Below are 22,455 nucleotides of genomic sequence, written 5' to 3' on the forward strand. Positions count from 1 at the left end.
GCGCGCGGGCCGGGCCGCGGCCCCCGCCCCTGCGGGGGTCGTCTCGCGTGGAGCGGCGACCCCCTCTGTCGCCTGCGGCGACATCTCCCCCTCAAGGGGGGAGATTTGGCGCGTCGTCACAAAACACTTCTGGTTGGCGCGGATGGTGAGCCGGATCACCTCGGCCGGAATGGCCAGAAAATCCTGCTCGAATTCGCCCATCAGCACGACGGGCCATTCGACCAGGCCCGACACTTCCTCCAGCAGCCCCTCGTCCTCGACGAGGTCGAGCCCGCTGGCGAAGGCGAGATTCCTGGCATCGGCAAGAATGATCTCCTTGCGCCGGTCGGCATCGAGCACGACCTTGGCTGCCTCCAGCTTCGCGACATAATCGTCGAAGCGGCGCACCGTGATGGCGCCTGGCGCATGAAAACGGTGACCGTAGGTGACGTTGCCGGAGCGGATGCCGTCGATCTCGAAATCGACCACCACCGGCTCCTCCGTTTCGGGGCCGAAGGTGCACAGGATCGATTGCAGCGGCCGCACCCAGCGCAGCGAGCCGGGCTTGGCCGAAGCCGGCCCCCAGCGCATGGATTTCGGCCAAGGGAAGTTGCGGATGATGCCCGGCACCAGCTCGGCGATGATCTGCTCCGCCGGCCTGCCCGGCCTGGAAATATGGGCGACATAGAAGTCGCCCTTCTTCGGATCAGAATGAACATGCGCCTCGGCAATCGAGGCAAGGCCGGCCTTGCGCAGAAAACCTTGCACGGCCTGCTCGGGCGCCTTGGTCGAGGGGCCCTTAATCTCCTCGCTGATGTCCTTCGAGCGCGCGGTCAGGCCGCGGATGTCGAGCGTCAGCCGGCGCGGCGTCCAATATTCGCGCGCAGCCTCATAGGTCAGCCCGGCTTCGACCAGACCGTCGGTCAACAGCTTCTTCAGATCGCCGGCCGCCTTGCGCTGCATGCGCGCGGGGATTTCCTCGGAACGAAGTTCTAGAAGCAGGTCAGGCATTGAAAGAGCTCACGCGACAAAAAACAGCCGCCGCTTCGCGGCGTCCTCCCCATCGAGGCGGAGGTAAGCGGGGCATAGCAACTCGGTCGGCTGCTGTCACCCTTCCCGGCAAGATCGGGCCAGCACGATCAAGGCGTCCAACGGCGATTTCCGAAAAAATTCAGCCGCCTGTCGGACACGCGCCGGTCCGCCCGTCCTTGGATCAAAGATTTCCATGAACCGAACGCGGCGCTGAAGCGACCAACGCTCAGGCAGAGAGCTATTGGCTGGACGACCATGAAAACGGCATCGACATTCCTGCAAATCCTTGCGCTCAGCGCCTGTTTTGCAGCGCAGGTGCATGGTGCCTTCTCGATGCCTGGTGTTCGGCAAGCGTTGCGGACAATGGCCGGTGCAAGCGGCCAAGGCACGTTGCCAATCAGCGTCCCTGCCGAAACCGCCTGGAGCTAAGCCGCCATTCCGCCCGCCTGCGTCAGCAGAAACGCCTCGCCGCAGGCCTTGGCCAGATTGCGCACCCGCAAGATGTAACTCTGGCGCTCTGTGACCGAAATCACGCCGCGGGCGTCGAGCAGGTTGAAGACATGGCTGGCCTTGATGCACTGGTCGTAGGCAGGGAATACCAGGCGGTGGTATCCCTCCCCCTTGAGGGGAAGGTGGCCAGACAAGGTCTGGCCGGGAGGGGTCGCCCGTGCAGTGCTCGACGCCTGACTTGCGGTGCCTTCTGAGGCGACCCCCTCTGCCCGCTTCGCGGGCGTCTCCCCCTCAAGGGGGGAGATGGGCGCGCCGGCTTGTAGCAGCGCCTTGCACTCGGCTTCGGCGTCTTCGAAATGGCGCAGCAACATCGCGGTGTTGGCAAATTCGAAATTGTGGCGCGAATATTCCTGCTCGGCCTGCAGGAAGACGTCGCCATAAGTCACCTTGTCGGCGCCTTCGCGGCCGTTGAAGTTGAGGTCGTAGACGTTGTCGACGCCCTGCACATACATGGCCAGCCGTTCCAGCCCGTAAGTGAGCTCACCCGCAACCGGTGCGCATTCAATGCCGCAGACCTGCTGGAAGTAGGTGAACTGCGAGACCTCCATGCCGTCGCACCAGCACTCCCAGCCCAGCCCCCAGGCGCCCAGCGTCGGGCTTTCCCAGTCGTCCTCGACGAAGCGGATGTCGTGCAGCAGCGGATCGATGCCGATCGCGGCCAGCGAGCCGAGGTAAAGCTCCTGCAGATTGGGCGGATTGGGCTTCAGGATCACCTGATATTGGTAATAGTGCTGCAGCCGGTTCGGGTTCTCGCCATAGCGGCCGTCCTTGGGGCGGCGCGAGGGCTGGACATAGGCCGCGTTCCAGCGTTTTGGGCCGAGCGCGCGCAACGTCGTTGCCGGATGGAATGTGCCGGCGCCGACTTCCATGTCATAAGGCTGGAGGACGACGCAGCCATAGTCCGCCCAGTAATTATGCAAGGTCAGGATCAGCCCCTGGAACGAGCGGCTGGGATGCATGTGGGCAGGGATATCAACGGTCACGGCGGCCTCCGGCGGGATGCGGCACCTCGTAGAGTGCCGCTCCGCGACCGTCAAGGCGATGGGGTCACCCCTTCGGCGCAGGCGCCGGCACGGGCTTTACGTTCGGGGTTTCCTGCGCCGTGTTGGATTCGATCGGCGGCAGGCCCTTCATCAATTTCTGCTGCAAGGTGGCAAGCACATCCGGGTCCGGCTTCAGGTCGCGGGCCTGGTTCCACTGGAAGGTGGCTTCCAGCTTACGGCCAACGCGCCAGTAGGCATCGCCGAGGTGATCGTTGAGTACCGGATCCTCCGGCTTCAACGAAACGGCGCGTTCCATTTCGCGCACCGCGTCGTCGAATTGGCCAAGGCGGTAATAGGCCCAGCCCAGCGAGTCGACGATGTAGCCGTCGCTCGGCCTCAGGTCGACGGCCTTCTGGATCATCGCGAGGCCTTCCTTGAGGTTCATGTTCTTGTCGACCCAGGAATAGCCGAGATAGTTCAGGACCTGCGGCTGGTCGGGATAAAGCTCCAGCGCCTTGCGGAAATTCGGCTCGGCCTTCGGCCATTCCTTCAGCCGCTCATAGGCGATGCCGCGCTGGTAGAAAATGTTCCAGTTGGCGGCGGTCGGCGTCTTCAGCACCTCGACCGCCTTGTCGTAAAGAGTGGCGGCGGAGCGGAAATCCTCCTTCGAGGAATAGACGCCGCCGAGCGCCAGATAGGCGCGCATGTCGTCGGGATGCGCATCGACGATGGCCTTGAGGTGAGCGATCGCCTCGTCGTTGCGGTCGAGATCGGCAAGATTGAGGCCAAGCTGCAGGTCCGAAAGCTCCTTCAGCGGCGAACCGGCCGGAATGCGGCTATAGAGCGCGATGGCCCCTTCGCCATCCTTCAACTGCTCGGCAACGGCGGCAAGCTGAACGAGCGCCGCGTCGTTGTCGGGCCTCAGCGCCAGCGCATATTGCAGATAGAGCCGCACGAACGGCTCGCCGCCGCCGCGGTTGAGCGCGGTGGCGAGATCAAGCAGTATTTCCGAGGCGCCGTCCGACGGACCGGCAACGAAGGGTTCGATCTTTTCGCCCTTGTTGATCTTGTCGCGAAGGGCTGCAATCTCGACCTTGCCGGGCGCAAACGCCTCGGCCTTGTCGAGCACCGACAGCGCCTTGGCCTTGTCGCCTTTGCGGGCGAGGAAAGAGGCGTAGGCCTGCGCGTTGCGCATCCATGTTTCGGGGGCCGCACCGCCTGCGGCCGTGTCCTGCAGGGTGGCGGTGTAGAGCGCATCCGCCCTGTCGGGCAGGCCGGAGGCGTCGGCAATCAAGGCCCGGTGGAAGGATTTGAACAGGCTGAACCAGTCGGGGCCTTGCAGCTTGTCGATGGAAGCCATGGCCTCGCCGGCGTCACCCGCACCCTGCTTGGCCCAGCCGGTCATGACGCCGGAGATCAGCCGGTCGAGATCGGATTCCAGCGACAGCTTGAGCCAGTATTCGGCCTTGGAGAAATCCTTCTTGTGGAAGGAATCGATGGCCAGCGCCAGGCGCGAGAAGCGCTCGACGTCGGGAACCGCCTTGAGCTTGTCGGCATAGACCAGGGACTCGTCGAAGCGCCCCTGCGCGATCAGCGACAGCATCAGGCTCTGCTGCAGTCCCGTATCGTTCGGATCGAACGCAAGCGCCTGCTTGTAATAGGAAATGGCGCTGTCGAGGTCGTTGTCGCCTTCGGCAATCCGCGCGGCGAGATAGGCTCCCGAGAAGGATGTGATCCTGACCGGCTCGGCGGTCTGTTTGGCATGCGCCGGCAAAGCCGAGATCGCCATGCCCGTCGCGATTGCCAGCCCCGTCAGCCAGCGCGCATATCCTTGCCGCATCATATCCCTTTCAGCCAAACGCCATCTCCGCGTCAGCGGGATCGCCGTAGACTCGATCTTTACAGGTAAAGCATGGCCTTTTTGGGGTCGTGCTTCAACCCGGCCCGAATTCACAATCGGGTCAAGCGATAAATAAACCATGCCGAAAGAGGTCGCACGACCGCATTGCGACAATCCGGCAATGAGAAACCGGCGTCACGGCCCTGAAACTCAGGACGTTTGCGAAAGGCTTGCGTCCAGCGCCTGCATGGCGACGGTGACAAGATCGTGCAGCCGCTTCTTCGGCACGCCGTCGCGTGCCTGGACCGAAAGGCCGTGCATCAGCGCGGCGTAATAATCACCCAACGTCTCGGCATCGGTATCCGGCTTCAATTCGCCATCGCGCACGGCCTTTTTCAATCGCTCGACGATCGATGCGGTACGCGCCAGTCGATGCTCCGCCAGCCATTGCAGCACGGCGTCATTTTCGACGGCGCAATTGGTGGCGGCCGTTACCACCATGCAGCCCTGCGGCCGCCCCGGCCTGGTATAGATTTCGACGGCGTCGCGAAGCATGCGCTCGATGACGCGCCGGACGTTTGGTTCTTCCTCCAGCGCGCGCGTGGCAAAGCCGCCCTCATTGGCTTCGTAAAGCGCAACCGCTTCGCGAAACAGGTCCTCCTTTGAGCCGAAAGCGGCATAGATGCGCGCCGATGCGAGACCAAGCGCCGATACGAGATCGGCCATCGAGGTGCCCTCGTAGCCACGTCTCCAGAAAGCGTCGCGGGCTTTCTCCAGCGCCTGGTCGCGGTCGAATTCCCTTGGCCTGCCTGCCATGGCGGTCTCCAATTTTTGTCGATCAACAAATAATCCGCTTGACTTCGGATTGCAAATCTCAATTCTTTGTCGATCGATAAATAATTATCGACAAGGAGCCGACATGAGTTCACTCGATCAAGGCGCGCCGCTCGGGGCAATGGCAGCGCAAGGAACAACCAGCGCGAAGCGCGGCGCAACGCTGGCGCTCCTCGCCTTTGCGCAGCTCATCATCTCGCTCGACCTCAACATCGTCTTCGTGGCGTTGCCGGAGATCGGCGCCGGCCTCGGATTTTCAGGCCAGACCCTGCAGTGGGTGGTCAGCGCCTACACCGTGTTCACCGGTGGCTTCCTGCTGTTCGGCGGCCGGGCCGCCGACCTGATCGGCCAGCGCCGCGTCTTCATCTTCGCGCTCTGGCTCTACGCGCTCTCATCTCTGGTCGGCGGCCTCGCCTGGTCGCCGGAAATCATCATTGCGGCCCGCGCCGTGCAAGGCATCGGCGCCGCGTTCCTGTTTCCGGCGACGCTGTCGCTGATCAACCGCCTGTTCGCCGAAGGACCGGAACGCAACCGGGCGCTCGCCGTCTGGGGCGGCGCAGGCGCCAGCGGCCTGACGCTCGGTTCGCTTGCCGGCGGGTTTCTGACCAGCGCCTTCGGCTGGCCGTCGGTCTTCTACGTCAACGTGCTGTTGGCCGGGATCGCCATCATCGCGGCTTTCGCCATCATCCCGCGCGATCGCAAGCCGCACGAGCAGCGCAGCTTCGATCTGCCGGGCGCGCTGACCGTCACCGCCGGCGCGACCTTGCTTGTCTTCACCCTGGTTCAGGGGCCTGAATATGGCTGGGGATCTGGCGCGATCATCGCCAGCGCTGCACTGGCCGCATTGTTTCTGATTGCCTTCACCGTGATCGAGGCGAAGAGCGCCGATCCGCTCATGCCGCTGCGCCTGTTCCACAACCGCAGCCTCATCGCCGGCATGACGATAACCTTCCTCTACATGGCCACTTTCGGAGCGCTGCCCTACTTCCTCACCGTGCTGCTGCAGAACGTGCACGGCTTCACCGCCTTGCAGACGGGCCTCGCCTTTCTCGTGCCGTCGGTCGCCATCGCCACCGGCACGCAAGCCGGCGAGCGTCTGGCGACGCGCTTTTCGACACGCAGCACGCTGGTCGGCGGCATGATCGTCGGCGCGGTCGGCACAGCATTGATGGTATCAGGCGCAACTGCCGACAGCAGCTATCTGTCCCTCGTACCCGGCCTGATCGTCTCCGGCGTCGGACAAGGCATCGTCTGGACCGCAATGTGGATTGCCGCCGCTTCCGGCGTTGCCCACGACCAGCAAGGCGTCGCCTCGGGGATGGCTTCGACGACGCTCAATGTCGGCAACGCCATCGGCATGGCCGTGCTGATTGCGATTGCGAACAGCCAGATCGGCGAATTGTCAGGCGACGCCTTGAAGATCGCCGTCGCCGACGGCATCCGGGTCGCCTTCTGGCTCGCGGCGGCGGGCATCGTCGTCAGCCTGCTGGCAGCAATGGTGCTTCCGGCAAAGGCGCGATGAGAACAGGCGGCGTCCCGGCCTCGCGCCGCGACGCCTCTCAGTTCACCCGGCTGATGCAGAAATCGATGACGTCGATCAGCGCCGATTTCTGCGGCGTCGCCTCGAGCGGTGCCAGCGCGTCACGGGCGATCTCGCCGAAATGGCGGGCGCGCCCGATGGTGTCGGCAATCGCGCCGTGGCGGAGCATCAGGCCGATGGCCTTCTCCAGCCCGGCATCGTCGGCAGCATTGTCCTCGATGGCACGTTTCCAGAAGCTGCGCTCGGCCTTGGTGCCGCGCCGATAGGCGAGGATCACCGGCAGCGTCACCTTGCCCTCGCGAAAATCGTCGCCGACATTCTTGCCGAGGTCCTTGCTGGTGCCGCCGTAATCCAGCGCGTCATCGATCAGCTGGAAAGCAAGGCCGAGATTCATGCCGTAGGAGCGGAGTGCTGCGCGATCGTTGCGCGTCGCCTGGGCGATGACCGGGCCGACTTCGGCGGCGGCTGAGAACAGCGCCGCGGTCTTGGCCTTGATCACCGCGAAATGCTCGTCTTCGGTCGTCTCAAGGTTTTTGGCGGCGGCAAGCTGCATCACCTCGCCTTCGGCGATCACCGAGGCCGCACTCGACAGGATGTCGAGCGCTTCCAGCGAGCCGACATCGACCATCATGCGAAAGGCCTGGCCGAGCAGGAAATCGCCGACCAAAACACTGGCCTGGTTGCCCCAGATCATGCGCGCCGTTTTCTTGCCGCGCCGCATGCCGCTTTCATCGACAACGTCGTCGTGGAGAAGTGTCGCGGTATGCATGAATTCGACCGATGTGGCGAGCTTGACATGGCCGTCACCGGAATAGCCGAACATCTGGGCGGCGGCGAGCGTCAGCATCGGCCGCAGCCGTTTGCCGCCGGATGAGATCAAATGGTTGGCTATCTCCGGGATCATCTCGACATCGGAGCCGGCCTTCGACAGGATCAATTTGTTAACGCGCCCCATGTCGGCCGCGGTCAGGTCCATGAGGTCCTTTATCGAGGCGGCTTCGCGCTTCCCGTTTTCAATGTTGAGAACGACACCCACGGCAAAACTCCCAACCTCGATATGCACGACGGCAACATGGTCCCTGGACAGACTCTAGGGCGGCAGCCACCGGTGCGGCAAGAGGCGAATTGGCGCGGCGGCTCTGGTACATGATCACGCCTACGTTTACATCAACGCCGCAAACTGCGAGTTTCATCCGATGATAGAGCTCATCCGCACCAACGACGCCGTCATCATTTCGTTTGTCGAATCGCTGATGCGCGATGCCGGTATCGGCTGTTTCGTCGCCGACCAGAACATGAGCGTGCTCGACGGCTCGATCGGCATCCTGCCCCGTCGTGTCATGGTGGACGCCGACAAGGCCGATGCGGCGCGGCGCATCCTGACGGATGCCGGCATCGCCAACGAGATCCGCCAAAAATAATGTCCGCGTCGCCCGCTGCCCTTGTCCCGGACATGCCGGCTCATACGGTCGACGCCTTCCATCGCGGTCGCTTCTGGCTGGTGCAGCCGAGAAAGGCGGGCCACCGCGCCGGCATGGATGCGATGATGCTTGCGGCTGCCGTGCCGTCCTCGTTCGCCGGGCGGCTTGCCGACTTTGGCGCGGGTGCCGGTGCCGCCGGCCTGGCGGTACTGTCGCGCTGCCCCGGTGCCGCGGCCGTGCTTGTCGAGCGTTCTCCGGAAATGGCGGCCTTCGCCACCACCACGCTTGCCCATCCCGGTAATGCGCATCTCAGCGATCGCGCTTCGGTGCTCGTCGCCGATGTCGCGCTGTCGGGCCGGGCGCGAACGGCCGCCGGCCTCGAGGACAACAGCTTCGATTTCGTCATCATGAACCCGCCGTTCAATGCCGCAGAGGATCGTGCGACGCCCGATCCGCTGAGAAAGGCCGCACATGTCTCGGAGGACGGGCTTTTCGACAGCTGGATCCGCAGCGCGGCCGCGGTGGTCAGGCCGGGCGGCGGGCTCGCCGTCATCGCCCGGCCGGAACAGCTCGGCGCCATCCTCGATGCCATCGCCGGCCGCTTCGGCGACGCCGAGATGCTGGCCGTCCACCCTCGCCCCGAGGCGGCGGCGATCCGTATCGTCGTCAGGGCAATTCTCGGCGCACGCGGCAAATTGTCGATCCAGCCGCCGCTGATGCTGCATGCCTATTCAGGCAATGGCTCTTCGGAGCGGGCAGAGCTGATCAATAACGGGCTGGCGTCGCTGTTCGGAGACTGATCCATTCTGATTGCCGGGGTGACGGCATTGCCGTTGGCCGGCGAATTCCTACATGCCTCAAGCAAATCGACCGGAGACCGCCCCCTCGTGAAACGCCTTTTCAACCGCCTGCTGCCGAAATCCTGGCGCTCCACCGTCGTCACCATTCCGGTCATCCGGCTGCACGGCACCATCATGCCCGGCGGCGGTCAGTTCCGGCCCAGCCTGTCGCTCGCTTCCACCGCCGGCCTTCTCGAAAAGCTGTTTTCCTTCGACGCGCCGGCGGTCGCCATCTCCATCAATTCGCCAGGTGGTTCACCGGTGCAGTCGCGGCTGATCTTCAGGCGCATCCGCGACCTGGCGAGCGAGAAGAACAAGAAAGTCCTGGTTTTCGTCGAGGACGTGGCGGCATCGGGCGGCTACATGATCGCGGTCGCCGGCGACGAGATCTTTGCCGACCCGTCCTCCATCGTCGGCTCGATCGGCGTGGTGTCGGCCTCGTTCGGCTTTCCGGAGCTGTTGAAGAAGATCGGCGTCGAGCGCCGCGTCCACACCGCCGGCCAGAACAAGGCGGTGCTCGACCCGTTCAAGCCAGAAAAGAAGGAAGACGTCGAGCGCCTGAAGGCGCTGCAGATCGAGGTCCACGAGACCTTCATCGATCTCGTCAAGGACAGGCGCGGCAGCAAGCTCAAGGACGATCCCGACCTGTTCACCGGCCTGTTCTGGACGGCCAAGAAAGGGCTCGAACTCGGGCTGGTCGATGCGCTCGGCGACATGCGCAGCGTGCTGAAGAGCCGCTTCGGGCCGAAGACCCAGCTCAAGCTGATCACCGCGCCGCGCGGACTGTTCGGCCGCTTCGGCCTGTTCGGCTCGAGCTTTTCGGCGCCCGATATCGCCGCCGCCGCGGCAAGCGGCGTCATCGATGCGGCGGAAGAGCGCGCGCTGTGGGCGCGCTTCGGGCTTTGAAAAGCCGGTGAAAACGTCTAGCATAAATCATCAACCGACCCGACCGGCCGCCTTGCCGGCCTTGCGAGGGAGGAGTTTGACATGCCGCAGATCATTTTCTTCGCCGTCGTCGGCATTGCCGCCTATTTCGGCTACCGCTCCTTCGTCAGGGAAGCCGAGCGGGTGACCGCCAAGGTGCGGCGTACCGAAAAGCAAGCCGCCAACGGTACGATGGGAACGCTGGTCAAGGATCCGAAGACCGGCGAATACCGTCTGGCCAAGGATTGACCGTCGTCCCCCTCGCGGCTGAGCCAGTGAACTCCGAGGCCAGCATCCGGGCATCGCATGCGCACGCCAAGATAAATCTCGCGCTGCACGTCACCGGCCGGCGCGCCGACGGTTATCACACGATCGAAAGCCTGGCTGTGTTCACGCGCTTTGGCGACCGCATCGAGACGGAACTTGCAGACAGCGATGGGTTTTCCGTGGCCGGCAAATACGCCTCAGCGGTGCCGGCCGACGATAGTAACCTGGTGCTGAAAGCGCGCGACGCGCTGCGGCGGGAGGCCGGTCCCCAGCACGCGCCGGCTGTCGCCATCAGGCTCGAAAAGAACCTGCCGGTCGCGTCCGGCGTCGGCGGCGGATCGAGCGATGCGGCGGCTGTGCTGCGCGCCCTGGTGCAGATCTGGGGACTTGATGTCGGCGATGCCGAACTGGCGCGGATCGGCCTGTCGCTCGGCGCCGACGTGCCGATGTGCCTCGCCGCCAAGCCGCTGATCGCCCGCGGCATCGGCGACGAGCTGACGCTCGTGCCGGGTTTCCCGGCGCTGGGTTTGGTGCTCGTCAATCCCGCCACTGCCGTCTCGACGGCCGACGTGTTCGAGGCGCTTGGCCGCCGCGACAATGCGGGGCTGCCGCCGCTGCCGCGCAACCTCGACTTCCACAGCATCCGCAACTGGCTGGAGATCACCCGCAACGATCTCGAGCCTGCGGCGCGCGCTATCCAGCCCGCCATCGGCAAGGCGCTTTCCGTGCTCAACAAGGCCGGAGCCGGTTTTGCCAGGATGTCCGGTTCCGGCGCCACCTGCTTCGGCCTGTTCGAGACCGGCAATGTGGCCAAGCGCGCGGCGGTCGATATCCGCGGCCGCCATCCCGACTGGTTTGTCGCGGCGACGCGAAGCGTGACATCGGAGGCTGATGCCCATGGCCAGGATTGACGAGAGCCGCCCCTTCGTTCCCGTGCGCATCGCGGTACTGACCGTTTCCGATACGCGCAGCCTCGCCGACGACAAATCCGGGCAGACGCTTGCCGACCGCATTGCCGAGGCCGGCCATGTCCTGGCCGCCCGCGACATCGTCACCGACGACCGCGACAAGATCCGCGACAAGGTCCTGGGTTGGTCAAGAGACGAAGCGATCGATGTCGTCATCACCACCGGCGGCACCGGCTTCACCGGCCGCGACGTGACGCCGGAAGCGCTGGAGCCGATCTTCGAAAAGCGCATGGACGGCTTTTCCGAAGTGTTCCACCGCATCTCCTACGACAAGATCGGCACTTCGACGATCCAGAGCCGGGCAACCGGCGGCGTCGTCAACGCCACCTTCGTCTTCGTGCTGCCGGGCTCGCCGGGCGCCTGCAGGGACGCCTGGGACGGCATCTTGAAGCCGCAGCTCGACTATCGGCACATGCCCTGCAACTTCGTCGAGATCATGCCGCGCCTGGACGAACATTTGCGGCGCGGCTGAGGCGAGCCAAGGGGTCAGCCGGCTGATCCCTTCAGCGAATGACCGGCTCGCCGTGAAACCGGCGGCGCGACGGCGGCGACACGCCGAAGCCGACTTCCATCATCAGCCGCGGCGTGCGCGTCGGCACGGTACCCATATGGAAGCCGAACGGGTCCTCGACAAAGCCGAGACCGGCCTGCCCGGTCAGCGTGACCGGGCTCTGCTCGCCATAGACGCCCAGCACCTCTTCCGCCGAATGGCCGACCAGAAGCGTCAGCTGATGCTTCAGGATGCGGCGGTTGTGGGAGCCGCGGACATAGACATGCGGCCCGGTGTCGGCGTCGACCGGCACCAGGTAGAAAAAGAACTTCAGCATGCGCCAGTCGTCGAGGTCGAAATGGTATTTGCCGAGGGAGGCCATGTTCTTGTCGGCGTCCGAGACGCCACCGGTCGGAAAGCTCCACCAGATGCGGGTGGTGATCAGCTTGGCCTGACTGCCGAGATAGTGCGCCGCGACGTCGAGAAGCAGCGGATCGCGCTGCACGGCGACCGCCGCGCTGCAGTCGAGGACCCGCTCGAAGTAATGGCCGCTGAGGAGCGGACGGCCGAAATGCTTTTCGGCATCGGCGTGTTTTTCGGGCAGGAATTCCAGCCGGCGGTCGAAATTGCCGAAGCATGGCGTGTGCTCGGCGAAGCGGGCGATCTCCTCATGGATGGCGGCCGGCAGCATCAGGCCCGAATAGAGCCCCTCCGTCTGCAGCGCGCCAACGACGGCATCGCGATCGACGCCGGCGAACATCGTTTCACCGACATTGCGCGCCGGCGGAACGGGCTTCGCACCGCGCCAGTGCAGGCGCCGCGCCGGCATCGTGCGCGCCAGCATGAACATCGGCAGCCATGCCGGATTCTCGCGAAGGTCGGAAAGATAGGTCGGAATGCGGGCGGCGATGCGGCGCAGCGTACCGCCGTTGCGTGCGATCGCCTCGAGGCTTGCAGCGCCGGACTTGTCAGGGCTTGAAAGGGTCATCGGGGTCCTCAAAAATGTCGAGGGAACAGCATCGACATTAGTCGTCGCCGCTCCGGCACACCCCAAACCCTATTCGCCCATATCGCTGGGAATGGTAACGCCCGGCCAGATTTTGTGCAATGCACAATAAGCGACGACCCGCCAGAAAATTTGCTTGGCCCCCGGACCGGGACGGTAAGCCGTCACTTCCGCGGCGCGACCCAGATCTCGGCGTGGAGCCTCCTGGTCGCCAGACCGCGGGCGATCGCTTCGGCGCTGCGGGCGTTCTTCGACAGCGCCGCGGCCTGACGCTTGCTGATCACCAAGCCTTCGGCGAGAGCGCGATTTCCGGCAAAGACGCGCGACAGGAACGGCGCGCGGCTGCCGCGTGCCCGCGAGAACCGCGCCGCCATGGTTTGCCTCGCGGTATGGGCGACGACCTCGTCGATCCAGCCCTCCCCCAGCCGCGCGCCCGGTTCCAGCAAAAGCAGCCAGTCGCCCTTGGCCTGCCTGATGCCGGCGGCGATGCCGCCGCTGACGTAGTGGCAGCCGGCATGTTCGGCGACGCGGTGCGTCTGATCGGTCGAGCCGGTGTCGCAGACGAGAACATCGCGCACCACGCCCTCGACCGCGCCGCCGATCAGCGAGGCGAGCGTGCGGGCAAGGCCCTCCTCGTCATTCAGGGTTTCGATCAGGACGCTGAGCATGTTTAGCCGAATAGCGGAAAGCGGTGGGCAGCGCCAGTTTTTGCGGTGCACCGCGAGAAAGTTCTTGCTTTGTTCTCATCGATACGATAGGAATACATTCATGAGCAGAGCGATTCGACAGCGGGCGGACAGTCCCTGGGAAAGGGCCAAAATGGAACAGATCGTGCGTGCCGATATTGCCGCCTTCGGCGCTGGCAGGGCCGAGATGGCGAATGCGATGATCGAGCAGAGCGGCATGCGCGTCCGTCCGGACCGCAATCGCGGCAGGTCGGCGGGCATCAATCCGTCCGGCCGTTTCGAGCCGGTCAGCCGGCATGTGTTCGACGATGGCTGGAATTCGCTGGAGGAGCTGCCGCCGTTCAAGACCGAGGTACAGGTCGAGAAGCCGCGCACCATCATCACGCGCAACGAATCGCCCGACATCTCCTTCGACCGCTCGATCAATCCCTATCGCGGCTGCGAACATGGCTGCGTCTATTGTTTCGCGCGGCCGACGCACAGCTTCATGGGCCTGTCGCCGGGGCTGGATTTCGAATCGAAGCTGTTTGCCAAGCCGGATGCGGCGCGGCTGCTCGACAAGGAATTGTCCAGGGATAATTACCAGCCGCGCACCATCGCCATCGGCACCAATACCGATCCCTACCAGCCGATCGAGAAGCAATACCGGATCATGCGCGAGATCCTCGAAGTGCTGGAGGCGCGCGGGCATCCGGTCGGCATCGTTACCAAATCGGCGCTGGTGACACGTGACATCGACATTCTGTCACGCATGGCCGAACGCGGGCTGGCCAAGGTGGCATTGTCGGTGACGACGCTCGACCGCATGCTGGCGCGCACCATGGAGCCACGCGCGTCGACGCCGACCAAGCGGCTGGAGGCGATCAGGCAGCTTTCGGATGCTGGCATTCCGGCCTCGGTGATGGTCGCGCCGATCATCCCCGGACTGACCGACCCGGAGATGGAGCGCATCCTCGATTCGGCGCAGGCAGCGGGTGCGCGCGAGGCCGGTTATGTGCTGCTGCGCCTGCCGCTGGAGGTCGCGCCGATCTTCAAGGACTGGCTGCTGCGCCACTATCCCGACCGCTATCGCCACGTCATGTCGCTGATCCGTTCGATGCGCGACGGCAAGGACTACGATTCGGAGTGGGGCAAGCGCATGAAAGGCTCCGGCCCGTATGCCTGGCAGATCGGCCGGCGCTTCGAGATCGCTGCCAAACGGCTCGGCCTCAATGCCGAGCGGCGCTCGCTGAGGACCGACCAGTTCGTCCCCGCAGCCAAGGCAACCGAGCAGCTGATGCTGCTGTGACAAAGCGTCTCGCGCCAGCCGCTTGAAGCGGCCGCAGCAGGCGAAAAATCCCGTCCGGCCTGTCCTGTCCCCGGGCTTCCGACGGTAACCCTCCGGGTCCGGTGCCCCGCCCGACCCGGAGGGGACTTGCGGAGAATCGGAGCCGATGCGAACCTCGCCGCACCATGGCTCGCCCGCGTTCCGATTCTCCGCTTCTCTTCGAAATCGTCGAGAAACCCGACTTCTCGTTCGAGACGAAGGCGATGGCCGAAGGCCTGTGGCCGGTGGCGGGAACGGACGAGGCCGGCCGCGGCCCGCTCGCCGGGCCGGTCGTGGCGGCAGCGGTGGTGCTCGATCCCGCCAACATCCCCGACGGCCTCGACGATTCCAAGCGGCTGACGCATTTGCAGCGTGAGGCGCTGTTCCTGAAAATCCTCGGCTCAGCGCTCGCCGTATCGATGGCGTCAGTCAGCGCCGAAGGCATCGATGCCAGCAACATCCTCAAGGCCAGCCTGGAGGCGATGCGCCGTGCCGTGGCAGGCCTGTCAATCCGGCCGAAGCTGGCGCTGGCCGACGGCCGCGACGTGCCGCCCGGCCTGCCCTGCGAGGGCAGAGCGCTGATCAAGGGCGACCAGCGCTCGCAGTCGATCGCCGCAGCCTCGATCGTCGCCAAGGTGATGCGCGACCGCATGATGTGCGGCTGCGGCAGCCATCATGCGCATTACGGCTTCGAGTTGCATATGGGCTACGCCACCGTGCGCCATCGCACGGCGATCGATCTGCACGGGCCGGTGGCGCGGCTGCACCGCGCCTCCTTCGCGCCGTTCCGGTTCGGCGGCACCGAGGTGCTGGAGGAAGAGGGTTTTTCGGGCCTGGATTGAGCGATCCGGCCAGGCGTAATCTCCCCCTTGAGGGGAGATGGCCGGCAGGCCAGAGGGGGTCGCCTCGCGTGAAGCGCCAAGCTCCTCTTCGGCCCACATGGCGTCGCGCCAGGACGTACCGCCCCCCGCTGTGGCCGTCGGCGACATCTCCCCCTCGGGGGGGAGATTATCTGCTCAGCCGCTTTCGCTAAAAAAAGCCGCCAGGTTTCCCAGGCGGCTTTCGATGACTTGTTGACGCAGCCGTTCAGTTCAGCTTCGACTTCAAATCCTGCAGCGAGGCGTTGAACAGGTCGGCGCCGGCCTTGGCGTCGATCTTGCCGGCCAGCAGCGCGCGCGCGGCTTCGACCGCGATGTCGACGGCGCTGGCGCGCACTTCGCCGATCGCCTCGCGCTCGGCCTGGCCGATCTTCTGCTCGGCCAAGGCGGTACGCCGGGCGACATAGTCCTCGGTCTTCTTGTGCGCCTCGGCGGCAAGCATGTCGGCTTCGCGCTTGGCGGCGGCGACGATGGCCGCGGCCTCCTGCTCGGCTTCCTTGCGCTTGCGCTGGTATTGGCCGAGCAGCTGCTGGGCCTCTTCGCGCAACCGGCGCGCTTCCTCGAGTTCGGAGCTGATCTTGTCGGCCCGCGCATCGAGCGCCTTGGCGATCATGCCCGGCACCTTGATGTAGATGGCAATGCCGAGGAAGATTACGAGGGCAACGGTTGCCCAAAGCGTCGCGAGAGATGTGGCGTCCATGATGCGCTCCTCACCCGGCCACGGATTTGACGGCGGCCGCGATTTCGGCCTTGCTGGCCTTGCCGCCGACAAGCGCCTCGACGATGGCCGAAGCGGTGTCCTCGGCGATGGTGCCGACTTCCTTCATGGCATTGGCCTTGATGGAAGAAATACGCGCCTCGGCCTCGCCAAGCTTCTGGTCAAGCGCTGCCTCGATCGTCTTGCGGGCAGCTTCGGCTTCCGCCTTGGCCGCATCGTTGGCTTGCTGGCCGATCGCATTGGCCTTGCCCTTGGCTTCCGCCAATTCCTGCTCATAGGCGGCAACGGCGGCATCGGCCTCGCTTTTCAGCCGGGCAGCATGATCGAGATCCTGCGTGATGCGGTCGTTGCGAACGTCGATGATGCCGCCGACGCGCGGCATCACTACCCGTTTCAAGAAGAGGTAGAACAGCCCGAAAGTGATTGCCAGCCACAGCAGCTGTGACGGGTACGTCGCCGGATTGAATGGCGGGAACGTGCCATGCGCCTCGGCAGGCACGCCGGTGGCGGCGTGCGTTTCGCCTTCCGTTGCGGCGGGCGCGGACTCTTGCGCAAAGGCAGATGTCACAAACATGGACTATCCCCGAAATTCAGACCCGCCGCAGGATCGCGGCCGGCCTGTTCAATTCTTCCCAATGTTCAGCCGAACAAGTATTCAGCCGAACAGGGCGAGAAGCGCGATGAGAAGCGAGAAAATACCAAGCGCTTCGGTCACGGCGAAGCCGAAAATCAGGCGGCCGAACTGGCCGTCGGCGGCCGATGGGTTGCGCAGCGCGCCCGCCAGATAGCTGCCGAAGATGTTGCCGAGGCCAATGCCCGCGCCGCCCATGCCGAGGCATGCGATGCCGGCGCCAATGTACTTTGCTGCTTCTGCGTCCATTTATTCAACTCCTTTGGATCTAAAATTCCGTTGCGATTCCATCCGGCGGCAATGCCGGAAACCTTGTCAGTGCCCGGGATGCAGGGCGTCGTTGAGATACATGCAGGTCAGCACGGCAAAGACGTAGGCCTGCAGGAACGCGACCAGCAGCTCCAGCGCCGTCAGCGCCACGGCCATCGCCAGCGGCAGAACCGAGCCCGCCACGCCGACCGCGCCGAGCGCGCTCAGGCTGACGACAAAGCCCGAGAACACTTTCAGCGTGATGTGACCGGCGAGCATGTTGGCGAACAGACGAACCGAGAGGCTGACCGGACGCGAGACGAAGGAAATCACCTCGATAAGCACCACCAGCGGCAGCAGGTAGATCGGCACGCCATGCGGGACGAACAGCTTCAGGAAGCCAAGGCCGTGCTTGGTGAAGCCGTAGACGACGACCGTTCCGATCACCAGCGCAGCGAGGCCGAAGGTGACGATGATGTGGCTGGTGATGGTGAAGAAATACGGGAACAGGCCAAGCAGGTTAGCGACAAGCACGAACATGAACAGCGAGAACACGAAGGGGAAGAACTTCATGCCCTGCGTGCCCGCGGCGTCCCTCAGCATATTGCCGACAAATTCGTAGGCCATTTCCGAGACCGACTGAAGGCGGCCCGGAACCAGGCTGCGGCTCGACGTGCTGAGGTAGAGAAACGCCGCTGCGACAGCAACCGTCGCAAGCATGAACAGAGCCGAATTGGTGAAAGACAGGTCGTAGCCGCCGATGTGAATCGGAATGATCGGATGGATCTGGAACTGGTGGATCGGATCGACCTTGTCAGCAGCCACTTTAAATCCCCATCAAAGCCGCAGACGGCTTCAGTATCCTGTTCAATGCGCCGGCATGCGGCGCCTCAATTCATTCTTTCGGATCGCGCGGCTTGTCGCCCGTTCCGAATTCCGACACAAGCCCGGCTGAACGCAGGACATTGAGCACGCCGGCGCCAAAACCCAGCAGCAGCCCGACTATCAGACCCCATGGCGATGTCCCCGCCACGCGATCGATAAACCAGCCGAGAGCCGCGCCGACCACTATCCCGGCGATGAACTCGCTGGACAGCTTGAGCGCCTGGCCGTACCCGGCCACACTGCCCGCTTTCGCGTCGTCTTTCCCCTCGAGCCGATCCGGCCGCCTTGTCGCAAGCGATGCTTCAAGGTCGCGCCGGCGGCGCTCAAGATCGTCGTCGCGGATGTCGGCTTCATGCTGCTTGCCGCGGCCGGTTTTTCCGGTTCCGTCTGGCCCATTCTTGTCGGCCACGCAACCCCCCTGCCCGGTCAGACCGTCACCGTCCGTCCGCTTCTTAAAGTCGCCGGCAACATAGTTAGAGGGTCCGCGCCCGTCAAGCCACGGGCGGACGTTCAAGCTCAAGTATTTTTTCGTTATAAATCAGCTGCTTGCCCGGGTGCGACATCGTGCCCGACGCAGTCCCCGGCGGGCTGTGGCCGAATCCTCACGGCGATGCGTCTTCGATCGGCCGCTCTCCCGCGAAAGACGCAACGGCTGCCCGAGCACTCAGCTCCAGCCGCCGCCATAGGTGCGATAGAAGATATGCAGGCCGATCCTGGTCATTTTCTTCATCGTCCGCGCCCAGCCCGGATGGACGTAGTTGGCGTAATAATGCGTCGACGAGCCGACTTCCGGAATGAAGATCTTGCCGGCAGTGACGGCCATGGCGACATCCTGTGCGGTCTGGTAGGCAGCGGGGTTGTCGATGCGCTTCTTCCTGCCGTCGCAGGCGAACGAAAACTGGCAGCGGTTGAACCAGTTGTCGTTCTGGTAGACGACGCCGCAGATCGAGTTCGGATAGGCGGGGTTGCGGACGCGGTTGAGGATGACCTGGGCGACGGCGGCCTGGCCGCGCACGGATTCGCCGCGCGCCTCGAAATAGATGCCATTGGCAAGGCAGGCCTGCTCCGGTTTGGAAAAGACGCTTGCCGGCAGCGGCGTCTGCATCCACGAATGATCGCCCTTGCTCAGCGGCGGAATGAAGCGGCCGTCGTTCGGGTCCTCGTCCTGCAGCAAGGCCTCGAACGGCGACGCCTTGGCGTAATCGGGGGCGGACGAGGCATAGGCGGTCGCCAGCACGTCGGGATGATCATTGTTGACCAGCGCGGCAAGCATCGCCGGCACGCCGGGATCCGGCTTCTTGTCGATGCGCGCGTGGAAGGCGGCGGCGATCTGGATTTCCTTGCCTTTGATCTCGGGCTTGGCGAAAGCCATCCTCAGGCCGCTGTCCATGCTCGGGCGGAGCAGCGAAGAGGTGCGCTCGAAGATCGAGCCGGCGTTGAAGTTCTTCGGCGGCGAGACGGGCGAGACCTGGATGATGCGGCCCTTCTTGTCGGCGCGCATGATGCGGTTCTCGTCCGGCGTCGTGCCGGCGCTGCCGCCCTTGCCGCGAAACGAAACGGTGCCGATGCCGGGCAATTGCACACCGGAGCCGGAGAGCGAGCCGGTGCTGCTGGAATCGAGGAAGGGCATTTCGGCGGCGTGAACGGAGCCGGCGACGGATTTCTCGACATAGGCGTTCCAGCGGACGCTCGGCGCCTCAAGGCCGGAGACCAGGCTGGTCATGTCCTGATAGGCAACGACAGTCGGAAAGCCGAGCCAGATGCCAAGGCCAATAACGAGAGGAGACAGGAAGGAACGCTTTTTCTCACCGGCGGCGGCGACAAGCCGCGTCAAAACACGTCGATGCACGGAACTCTCCAGAAACGCAACGGACCCCACTGGAGAGCTACAATGATGCATTAACCTTGATGGGGCGTTAACAGCTTAGAACGTTGTTTTCCCATCTCGTGTCGAAGTCAGGCGCTTTTGCGGCCATCGCTTGACGGAAGAAAGATCGGCCAGGCGATCAGCGCGCAAATAGCCGCACCCAGCCAGACGCCTGCCCATGAGCAGAGCACGAGAAGCCCCGGAATGGCGATCGGCACCAGGAAGAAGGCGATGAAGACCAGGCTGTTGGCAAGGCCGAGCGCCGTTCCGGCCTGGCTCGCGCCGGCCAGCGTCGCAAGCTCGGTGTAGGCGACGCCGTGCCAGGAGGAGACGCAGATGCCGGCCACGACCAGCACCGCAACGATCGCCGGCGACAGCATCGGCACTTGGCCTGACAAGAATTGGGCCGCCAACAAGACGAGCGCCGCAAGCACGGTGAACGCGGCCACGCTCAGCATGCTGCACAGACGCAGAAACGGCCGGCGGTTGCCGTGACGGTCGGTGTAGCGGCCGCTCCAGACGCGCATGACCATGGCGCCGACCTGCACAGCAGCCAGGCTGGCGCTGATCACGGCTGTTCCCATGCCGGCGAAATCATGCAGGAACACGGAAGCAAAGGTGAGCACCGCCACCTGCGGAAAGCAAAGCAGGCCGATGGCTGTTGCGATGCGCCAGACGGCCGGGTTGCGCAGCGGCGCCGGGCCGGCCGACAATGCCGTGCTGGCCGAATTGGCATCGTCATGCGCCGGCGATTGATGCAGCCAGCGCCAGGCGAGCGAGGTCGAGACGGCGGATGCAACCGCCAGAAGTCCGAAGACCGCCGTGAAGCCATGGGCTGAAGCGAGCGATGGCAGCACGAGCGCGCCAAGCCCGCCGCCAAGCGGCACCGCCGTCTGCCTGATGCTCATGGCAAAGCCGCGCTCGCCTTCGCCGAACCAGGCCATGATGGCGCGGCCGCTGGAGCCGTTGACGCTGCCGCCGAGCAATCCGGTGACCAGCAGGGCAGCGGCGAGAAGCGCGATGCTGGGAATGTGGGCCGGTGACGGCACAACCAGCGCGGCCATGACAAGCAGCCAAACCGCGGTTGCACCGAGCCCGGTCAGCAGCACGCGGCGGTCGCCCCAGCGATCGGTCAGCAGCCCCCACGGCAATTCGCTCAGCGCCACGCCCAGGCCGAGAAGGCCAAGCGCCAGGCCGAGTTCGCCATTGGAGAGATGATAGCCCGAGCGCAGGAACACCGCCGTCGCCGGAATGCCGGAGAAGGTCGCGGAAAAGCAGGCATTGGCGGCGACGCCGATGCCCAGCACCTTCCAGCGATGATTGGCTCGAAGTGCCGCCGCTTCTGACGGGGCGGCAACGGCGCCTGGGCGAAGCGGTTTGCAATCTGGTCCTGTGGCGATAGCGGACATGGTTCAGCTCCTGCCTGGGCTGGTTGCGTTCGGTCTTGACGCGCTGTCCCTACCGCCATAGCTTCGTACTGAATATCAGGAAGTTTTTGACGTAATGTCCCAAATATCAGGATTATTGCTATGCGACGTGTGACATTCGATCTCGACGTGCTGCGCAGCTTCGTCACCGGCATGGAGTTGGGCAGCTTCGCCAAGGCCGCCGACCGGCTCGGCCGCTCGACCTCGGGAATCAGCGCACAATTGAAGAAACTGGAAGAGCAGGCGGCGACGCCGATCTTCCGCAAATCGGGGCGCGGTCTGGCGCTGACGGACGCGGGCGAGACCATGCTCGGCTATGCGCGGCGGCTGATCGAGCTCAATGATGAGGCCGCCTCCGCCATCCACGATGTCGAGCTGGAGGGTTGGGTGCGGCTTGGGCTGCAGGAGGATTTCGGCGAGGCGGTGCTGCCGGAGGTGCTCGGGCGCTTCGCCCGCGCCCATCCCAAGGTCAAGATCGAAGCCAGGATCGCACGCAGCCATGAGCTCGCCGAACGGATCATTTCGGGCAACCTCGATATCGCGCTTGCCTGGCACAATGGCGCGACGCTGCCTTACAGCCGGCATGTCGCCGACGTTCAGATGCGCTGGATCGGCCCGGCAAAACAGATCGAGACCAGCCTGCGCGAAGGCGAGCCGTTACCGCTGGTGGCGCTCGAGGCGCCGTGCCTGCTGCGCAGCGTGGCGACCGAAACGCTGGACCGTGCCGGCCTGTCATGGCGGATGGCCTTCTCCAGCCCGAGCCTTGGCGGCATCTGGGCAGCCGTCGCCGCCGGGCTCGGCCTGACGATCCGCACCGATATCGGCCTGCCGGCCACCGTCAGGGCAATGACGCCGGAGATCGCCGGGCTGCCCGCTTTGCCCAAGATGGCGCTGTTCCTGTATCGCAAGGAGGCCGAGCCCGACCCGGTAGCGGCGCGGCTCGGCGACATCCTGCTGCAGGCGGCGCTGGAAGCGTTGCCGGGAAATGCTCGGGGAATGAGGGGCTGAGAGACGTCGCTTAGACACCAGGTACCAGCGTCGCGTTCCGTCACACCCCCCTCTGTCCTGCCGGACATCTCCCCCTCAAGGGGGGAGATTGGCTGTCACGTTGGCTTTCGCCAATCTCAGACGCTGGGAAAACGGCGCGGGGGAGAAGCTGCCAATCTCCCCCCTTG

Annotated in this window: 23 protein-coding genes and 2 pseudogenes; 10 read left to right on the top strand and 15 right to left on the bottom strand. The window is 64.6% G+C overall.

Annotation, left to right across the window (positions count from 1 at the left end):
- From NKJ40_RS29370 to NKJ40_RS29390, 5 genes and pseudogenes are all read right to left on the bottom strand, one after another.
- Positions 1 to 990, bottom strand: a 990-nt coding sequence (locus NKJ40_RS29370) for a glycine--tRNA ligase subunit beta (RefSeq protein WP_352469047.1), incomplete at its 3' end; no start/stop codon positions are given.
- A gap of 446 nt (positions 991 to 1,436) precedes the next feature.
- Positions 1,437 to 1,619 (bottom strand): annotated as a pseudogene (locus NKJ40_RS29375) (glycine--tRNA ligase subunit alpha); the annotation flags it as partial.
- Positions 1,620 to 1,766: 147 nt separating this feature from the next.
- Positions 1,767 to 2,480: pseudogene (locus NKJ40_RS29380) on the bottom strand (glycine--tRNA ligase subunit alpha); the annotation flags it as partial.
- 88 nt (positions 2,481 to 2,568) lie between these two features.
- Positions 2,569 to 4,344: a tetratricopeptide repeat protein gene (locus NKJ40_RS29385; protein ID WP_352469063.1), complete on the bottom strand. Its 1,776-nt coding sequence runs from the start codon at positions 4,342 to 4,344 to the stop codon at positions 2,569 to 2,571.
- A gap of 210 nt (positions 4,345 to 4,554) precedes the next feature.
- On the bottom strand, positions 4,555 to 5,160 hold the full coding sequence (locus tag NKJ40_RS29390) for a TetR/AcrR family transcriptional regulator (RefSeq protein ID WP_352469048.1): 606 nt from the start codon (positions 5,158 to 5,160) through the stop codon (positions 4,555 to 4,557).
- A gap of 103 nt (positions 5,161 to 5,263) precedes the next feature.
- On the opposite strand from NKJ40_RS29390, the gene NKJ40_RS29395 reads away from it, so the two are divergent.
- A complete protein-coding gene (locus NKJ40_RS29395) occupies positions 5,264 to 6,700 on the top strand; it encodes an MFS transporter (RefSeq protein ID WP_352469049.1) in 1,437 nt (478 codons plus the stop codon).
- A 37-nt stretch (positions 6,701 to 6,737) separates the two neighbouring features.
- On the opposite strand, the gene NKJ40_RS29400 is transcribed toward NKJ40_RS29395, so the two are convergent.
- Positions 6,738 to 7,754 (bottom strand): polyprenyl synthetase family protein, encoded by a 1,017-nt coding sequence (locus NKJ40_RS29400; protein WP_352469050.1) that lies wholly within the window; start codon positions 7,752 to 7,754, stop codon positions 6,738 to 6,740.
- 160 nt (positions 7,755 to 7,914) lie between these two features.
- On the opposite strand from NKJ40_RS29400, the gene NKJ40_RS29405 reads away from it, so the two are divergent.
- The 6 genes from NKJ40_RS29405 to moaB all read left to right on the top strand — a co-directional run bounded on the left by NKJ40_RS29405 (position 7,915) and on the right by moaB (position 11,609).
- On the top strand, positions 7,915 to 8,139 hold the full coding sequence (locus NKJ40_RS29405) for a putative signal transducing protein (RefSeq protein WP_023674082.1): 225 nt from the start codon (positions 7,915 to 7,917) through the stop codon (positions 8,137 to 8,139).
- A complete protein-coding gene (locus NKJ40_RS29410) occupies positions 8,139 to 8,939 on the top strand; it encodes a tRNA1(Val) (adenine(37)-N6)-methyltransferase (protein WP_352469052.1) in 801 nt (266 codons plus the stop codon). The genes NKJ40_RS29405 and NKJ40_RS29410 overlap by 1 nt, the downstream gene beginning before the upstream one ends.
- Before the next feature lie 87 nt (positions 8,940 to 9,026).
- A complete protein-coding gene (locus NKJ40_RS29415; protein WP_352469053.1) occupies positions 9,027 to 9,884 on the top strand; it encodes a S49 family peptidase in 858 nt (285 codons plus the stop codon).
- Positions 9,885 to 9,965: 81 nt separating this feature from the next.
- Complete coding sequence (locus tag NKJ40_RS29420; protein ID WP_023674078.1) at positions 9,966 to 10,151, top strand: membrane protein; 186 nt, start codon at positions 9,966 to 9,968, stop codon at positions 10,149 to 10,151.
- A gap of 26 nt (positions 10,152 to 10,177) precedes the next feature.
- Positions 10,178 to 11,080: a 4-(cytidine 5'-diphospho)-2-C-methyl-D-erythritol kinase gene (locus NKJ40_RS29425; protein ID WP_352469054.1), complete on the top strand. Its 903-nt coding sequence runs from the start codon at positions 10,178 to 10,180 to the stop codon at positions 11,078 to 11,080.
- Positions 11,067 to 11,609 (top strand): molybdenum cofactor biosynthesis protein B, encoded by a 543-nt coding sequence (gene moaB, locus NKJ40_RS29430; protein ID WP_352469055.1) that lies wholly within the window; start codon positions 11,067 to 11,069, stop codon positions 11,607 to 11,609. The genes NKJ40_RS29425 and moaB overlap by 14 nt, the downstream gene beginning before the upstream one ends.
- A gap of 31 nt (positions 11,610 to 11,640) precedes the next feature.
- Here the strand turns inward: moaB and NKJ40_RS29435 are convergent, their stop codons facing one another.
- Together NKJ40_RS29435 and NKJ40_RS29440 are read right to left on the bottom strand one after the other, a co-directional pair.
- A complete protein-coding gene (locus NKJ40_RS29435; RefSeq protein WP_352469056.1) occupies positions 11,641 to 12,615 on the bottom strand; it encodes a phytanoyl-CoA dioxygenase family protein in 975 nt (324 codons plus the stop codon).
- Positions 12,616 to 12,797: 182 nt separating this feature from the next.
- Positions 12,798 to 13,301 carry a glycosyltransferase gene (locus tag NKJ40_RS29440; RefSeq protein WP_292664385.1) on the bottom strand — a complete coding sequence of 168 codons (504 nt, stop codon included), beginning with the start codon at positions 13,299 to 13,301 and terminating at the stop codon, positions 12,798 to 12,800.
- A 151-nt stretch (positions 13,302 to 13,452) separates the two neighbouring features.
- On the opposite strand from NKJ40_RS29440, the gene NKJ40_RS29445 reads away from it, so the two are divergent.
- Positions 13,453 to 14,607, top strand: coding sequence for a PA0069 family radical SAM protein (locus NKJ40_RS29445; RefSeq protein ID WP_254818651.1), 1,155 nt, complete (start codon positions 13,453 to 13,455; stop codon positions 14,605 to 14,607).
- Positions 14,608 to 14,771: 164 nt separating this feature from the next.
- The gene (rnhB, locus tag NKJ40_RS29450; protein WP_352469057.1) at positions 14,772 to 15,467 is read left to right on the top strand and encodes a ribonuclease HII; all 696 of its coding nucleotides are present in this window, start codon (positions 14,772 to 14,774) and stop codon (positions 15,465 to 15,467) included.
- Between the two features lie 244 nt (positions 15,468 to 15,711).
- On the opposite strand, the gene NKJ40_RS29455 is transcribed toward rnhB, so the two are convergent.
- The 7 genes from NKJ40_RS29455 to NKJ40_RS29485 form a co-directional block, all read right to left on the bottom strand.
- Positions 15,712 to 16,203, bottom strand: a complete 492-nt coding sequence (locus tag NKJ40_RS29455; RefSeq protein ID WP_023674071.1) for a F0F1 ATP synthase subunit B — start codon at positions 16,201 to 16,203, stop codon at positions 15,712 to 15,714.
- A 10-nt stretch (positions 16,204 to 16,213) separates the two neighbouring features.
- Positions 16,214 to 16,795 carry a F0F1 ATP synthase subunit B gene (locus NKJ40_RS29460; protein WP_352469058.1) on the bottom strand — a complete coding sequence of 194 codons (582 nt, stop codon included), beginning with the start codon at positions 16,793 to 16,795 and terminating at the stop codon, positions 16,214 to 16,216.
- Positions 16,796 to 16,876: 81 nt separating this feature from the next.
- Complete coding sequence (locus NKJ40_RS29465) at positions 16,877 to 17,101, bottom strand: F0F1 ATP synthase subunit C (RefSeq protein ID WP_006206606.1); 225 nt, start codon at positions 17,099 to 17,101, stop codon at positions 16,877 to 16,879.
- A gap of 66 nt (positions 17,102 to 17,167) precedes the next feature.
- Positions 17,168 to 17,926: a F0F1 ATP synthase subunit A gene (locus NKJ40_RS29470; RefSeq protein WP_352469059.1), complete on the bottom strand. Its 759-nt coding sequence runs from the start codon at positions 17,924 to 17,926 to the stop codon at positions 17,168 to 17,170.
- Positions 17,927 to 17,996: 70 nt separating this feature from the next.
- On the bottom strand, positions 17,997 to 18,395 hold the full coding sequence (locus NKJ40_RS29475) for an AtpZ/AtpI family protein (protein WP_023716852.1): 399 nt from the start codon (positions 18,393 to 18,395) through the stop codon (positions 17,997 to 17,999).
- A 255-nt stretch (positions 18,396 to 18,650) separates the two neighbouring features.
- Positions 18,651 to 19,835 carry a cell wall hydrolase gene (locus NKJ40_RS29480; RefSeq protein ID WP_352469060.1) on the bottom strand — a complete coding sequence of 395 codons (1,185 nt, stop codon included), beginning with the start codon at positions 19,833 to 19,835 and terminating at the stop codon, positions 18,651 to 18,653.
- Between the two features lie 107 nt (positions 19,836 to 19,942).
- Positions 19,943 to 21,262, bottom strand: coding sequence for an MFS transporter (locus NKJ40_RS29485; RefSeq protein WP_352469061.1), 1,320 nt, complete (start codon positions 21,260 to 21,262; stop codon positions 19,943 to 19,945).
- Positions 21,263 to 21,382: 120 nt separating this feature from the next.
- Between NKJ40_RS29485 and NKJ40_RS29490 the strand changes: the two genes are divergently transcribed.
- A complete protein-coding gene (locus NKJ40_RS29490; protein WP_352469062.1) occupies positions 21,383 to 22,288 on the top strand; it encodes a LysR substrate-binding domain-containing protein in 906 nt (301 codons plus the stop codon).
- Positions 22,289 to 22,455: the final 167 nt, after the last annotated feature.

Origin of the sequence: Mesorhizobium sp. M0119, assembly GCF_040322615.1 — a bacterium.
Taxonomy (GTDB): domain Bacteria; phylum Pseudomonadota; class Alphaproteobacteria; order Rhizobiales; family Rhizobiaceae; genus Mesorhizobium.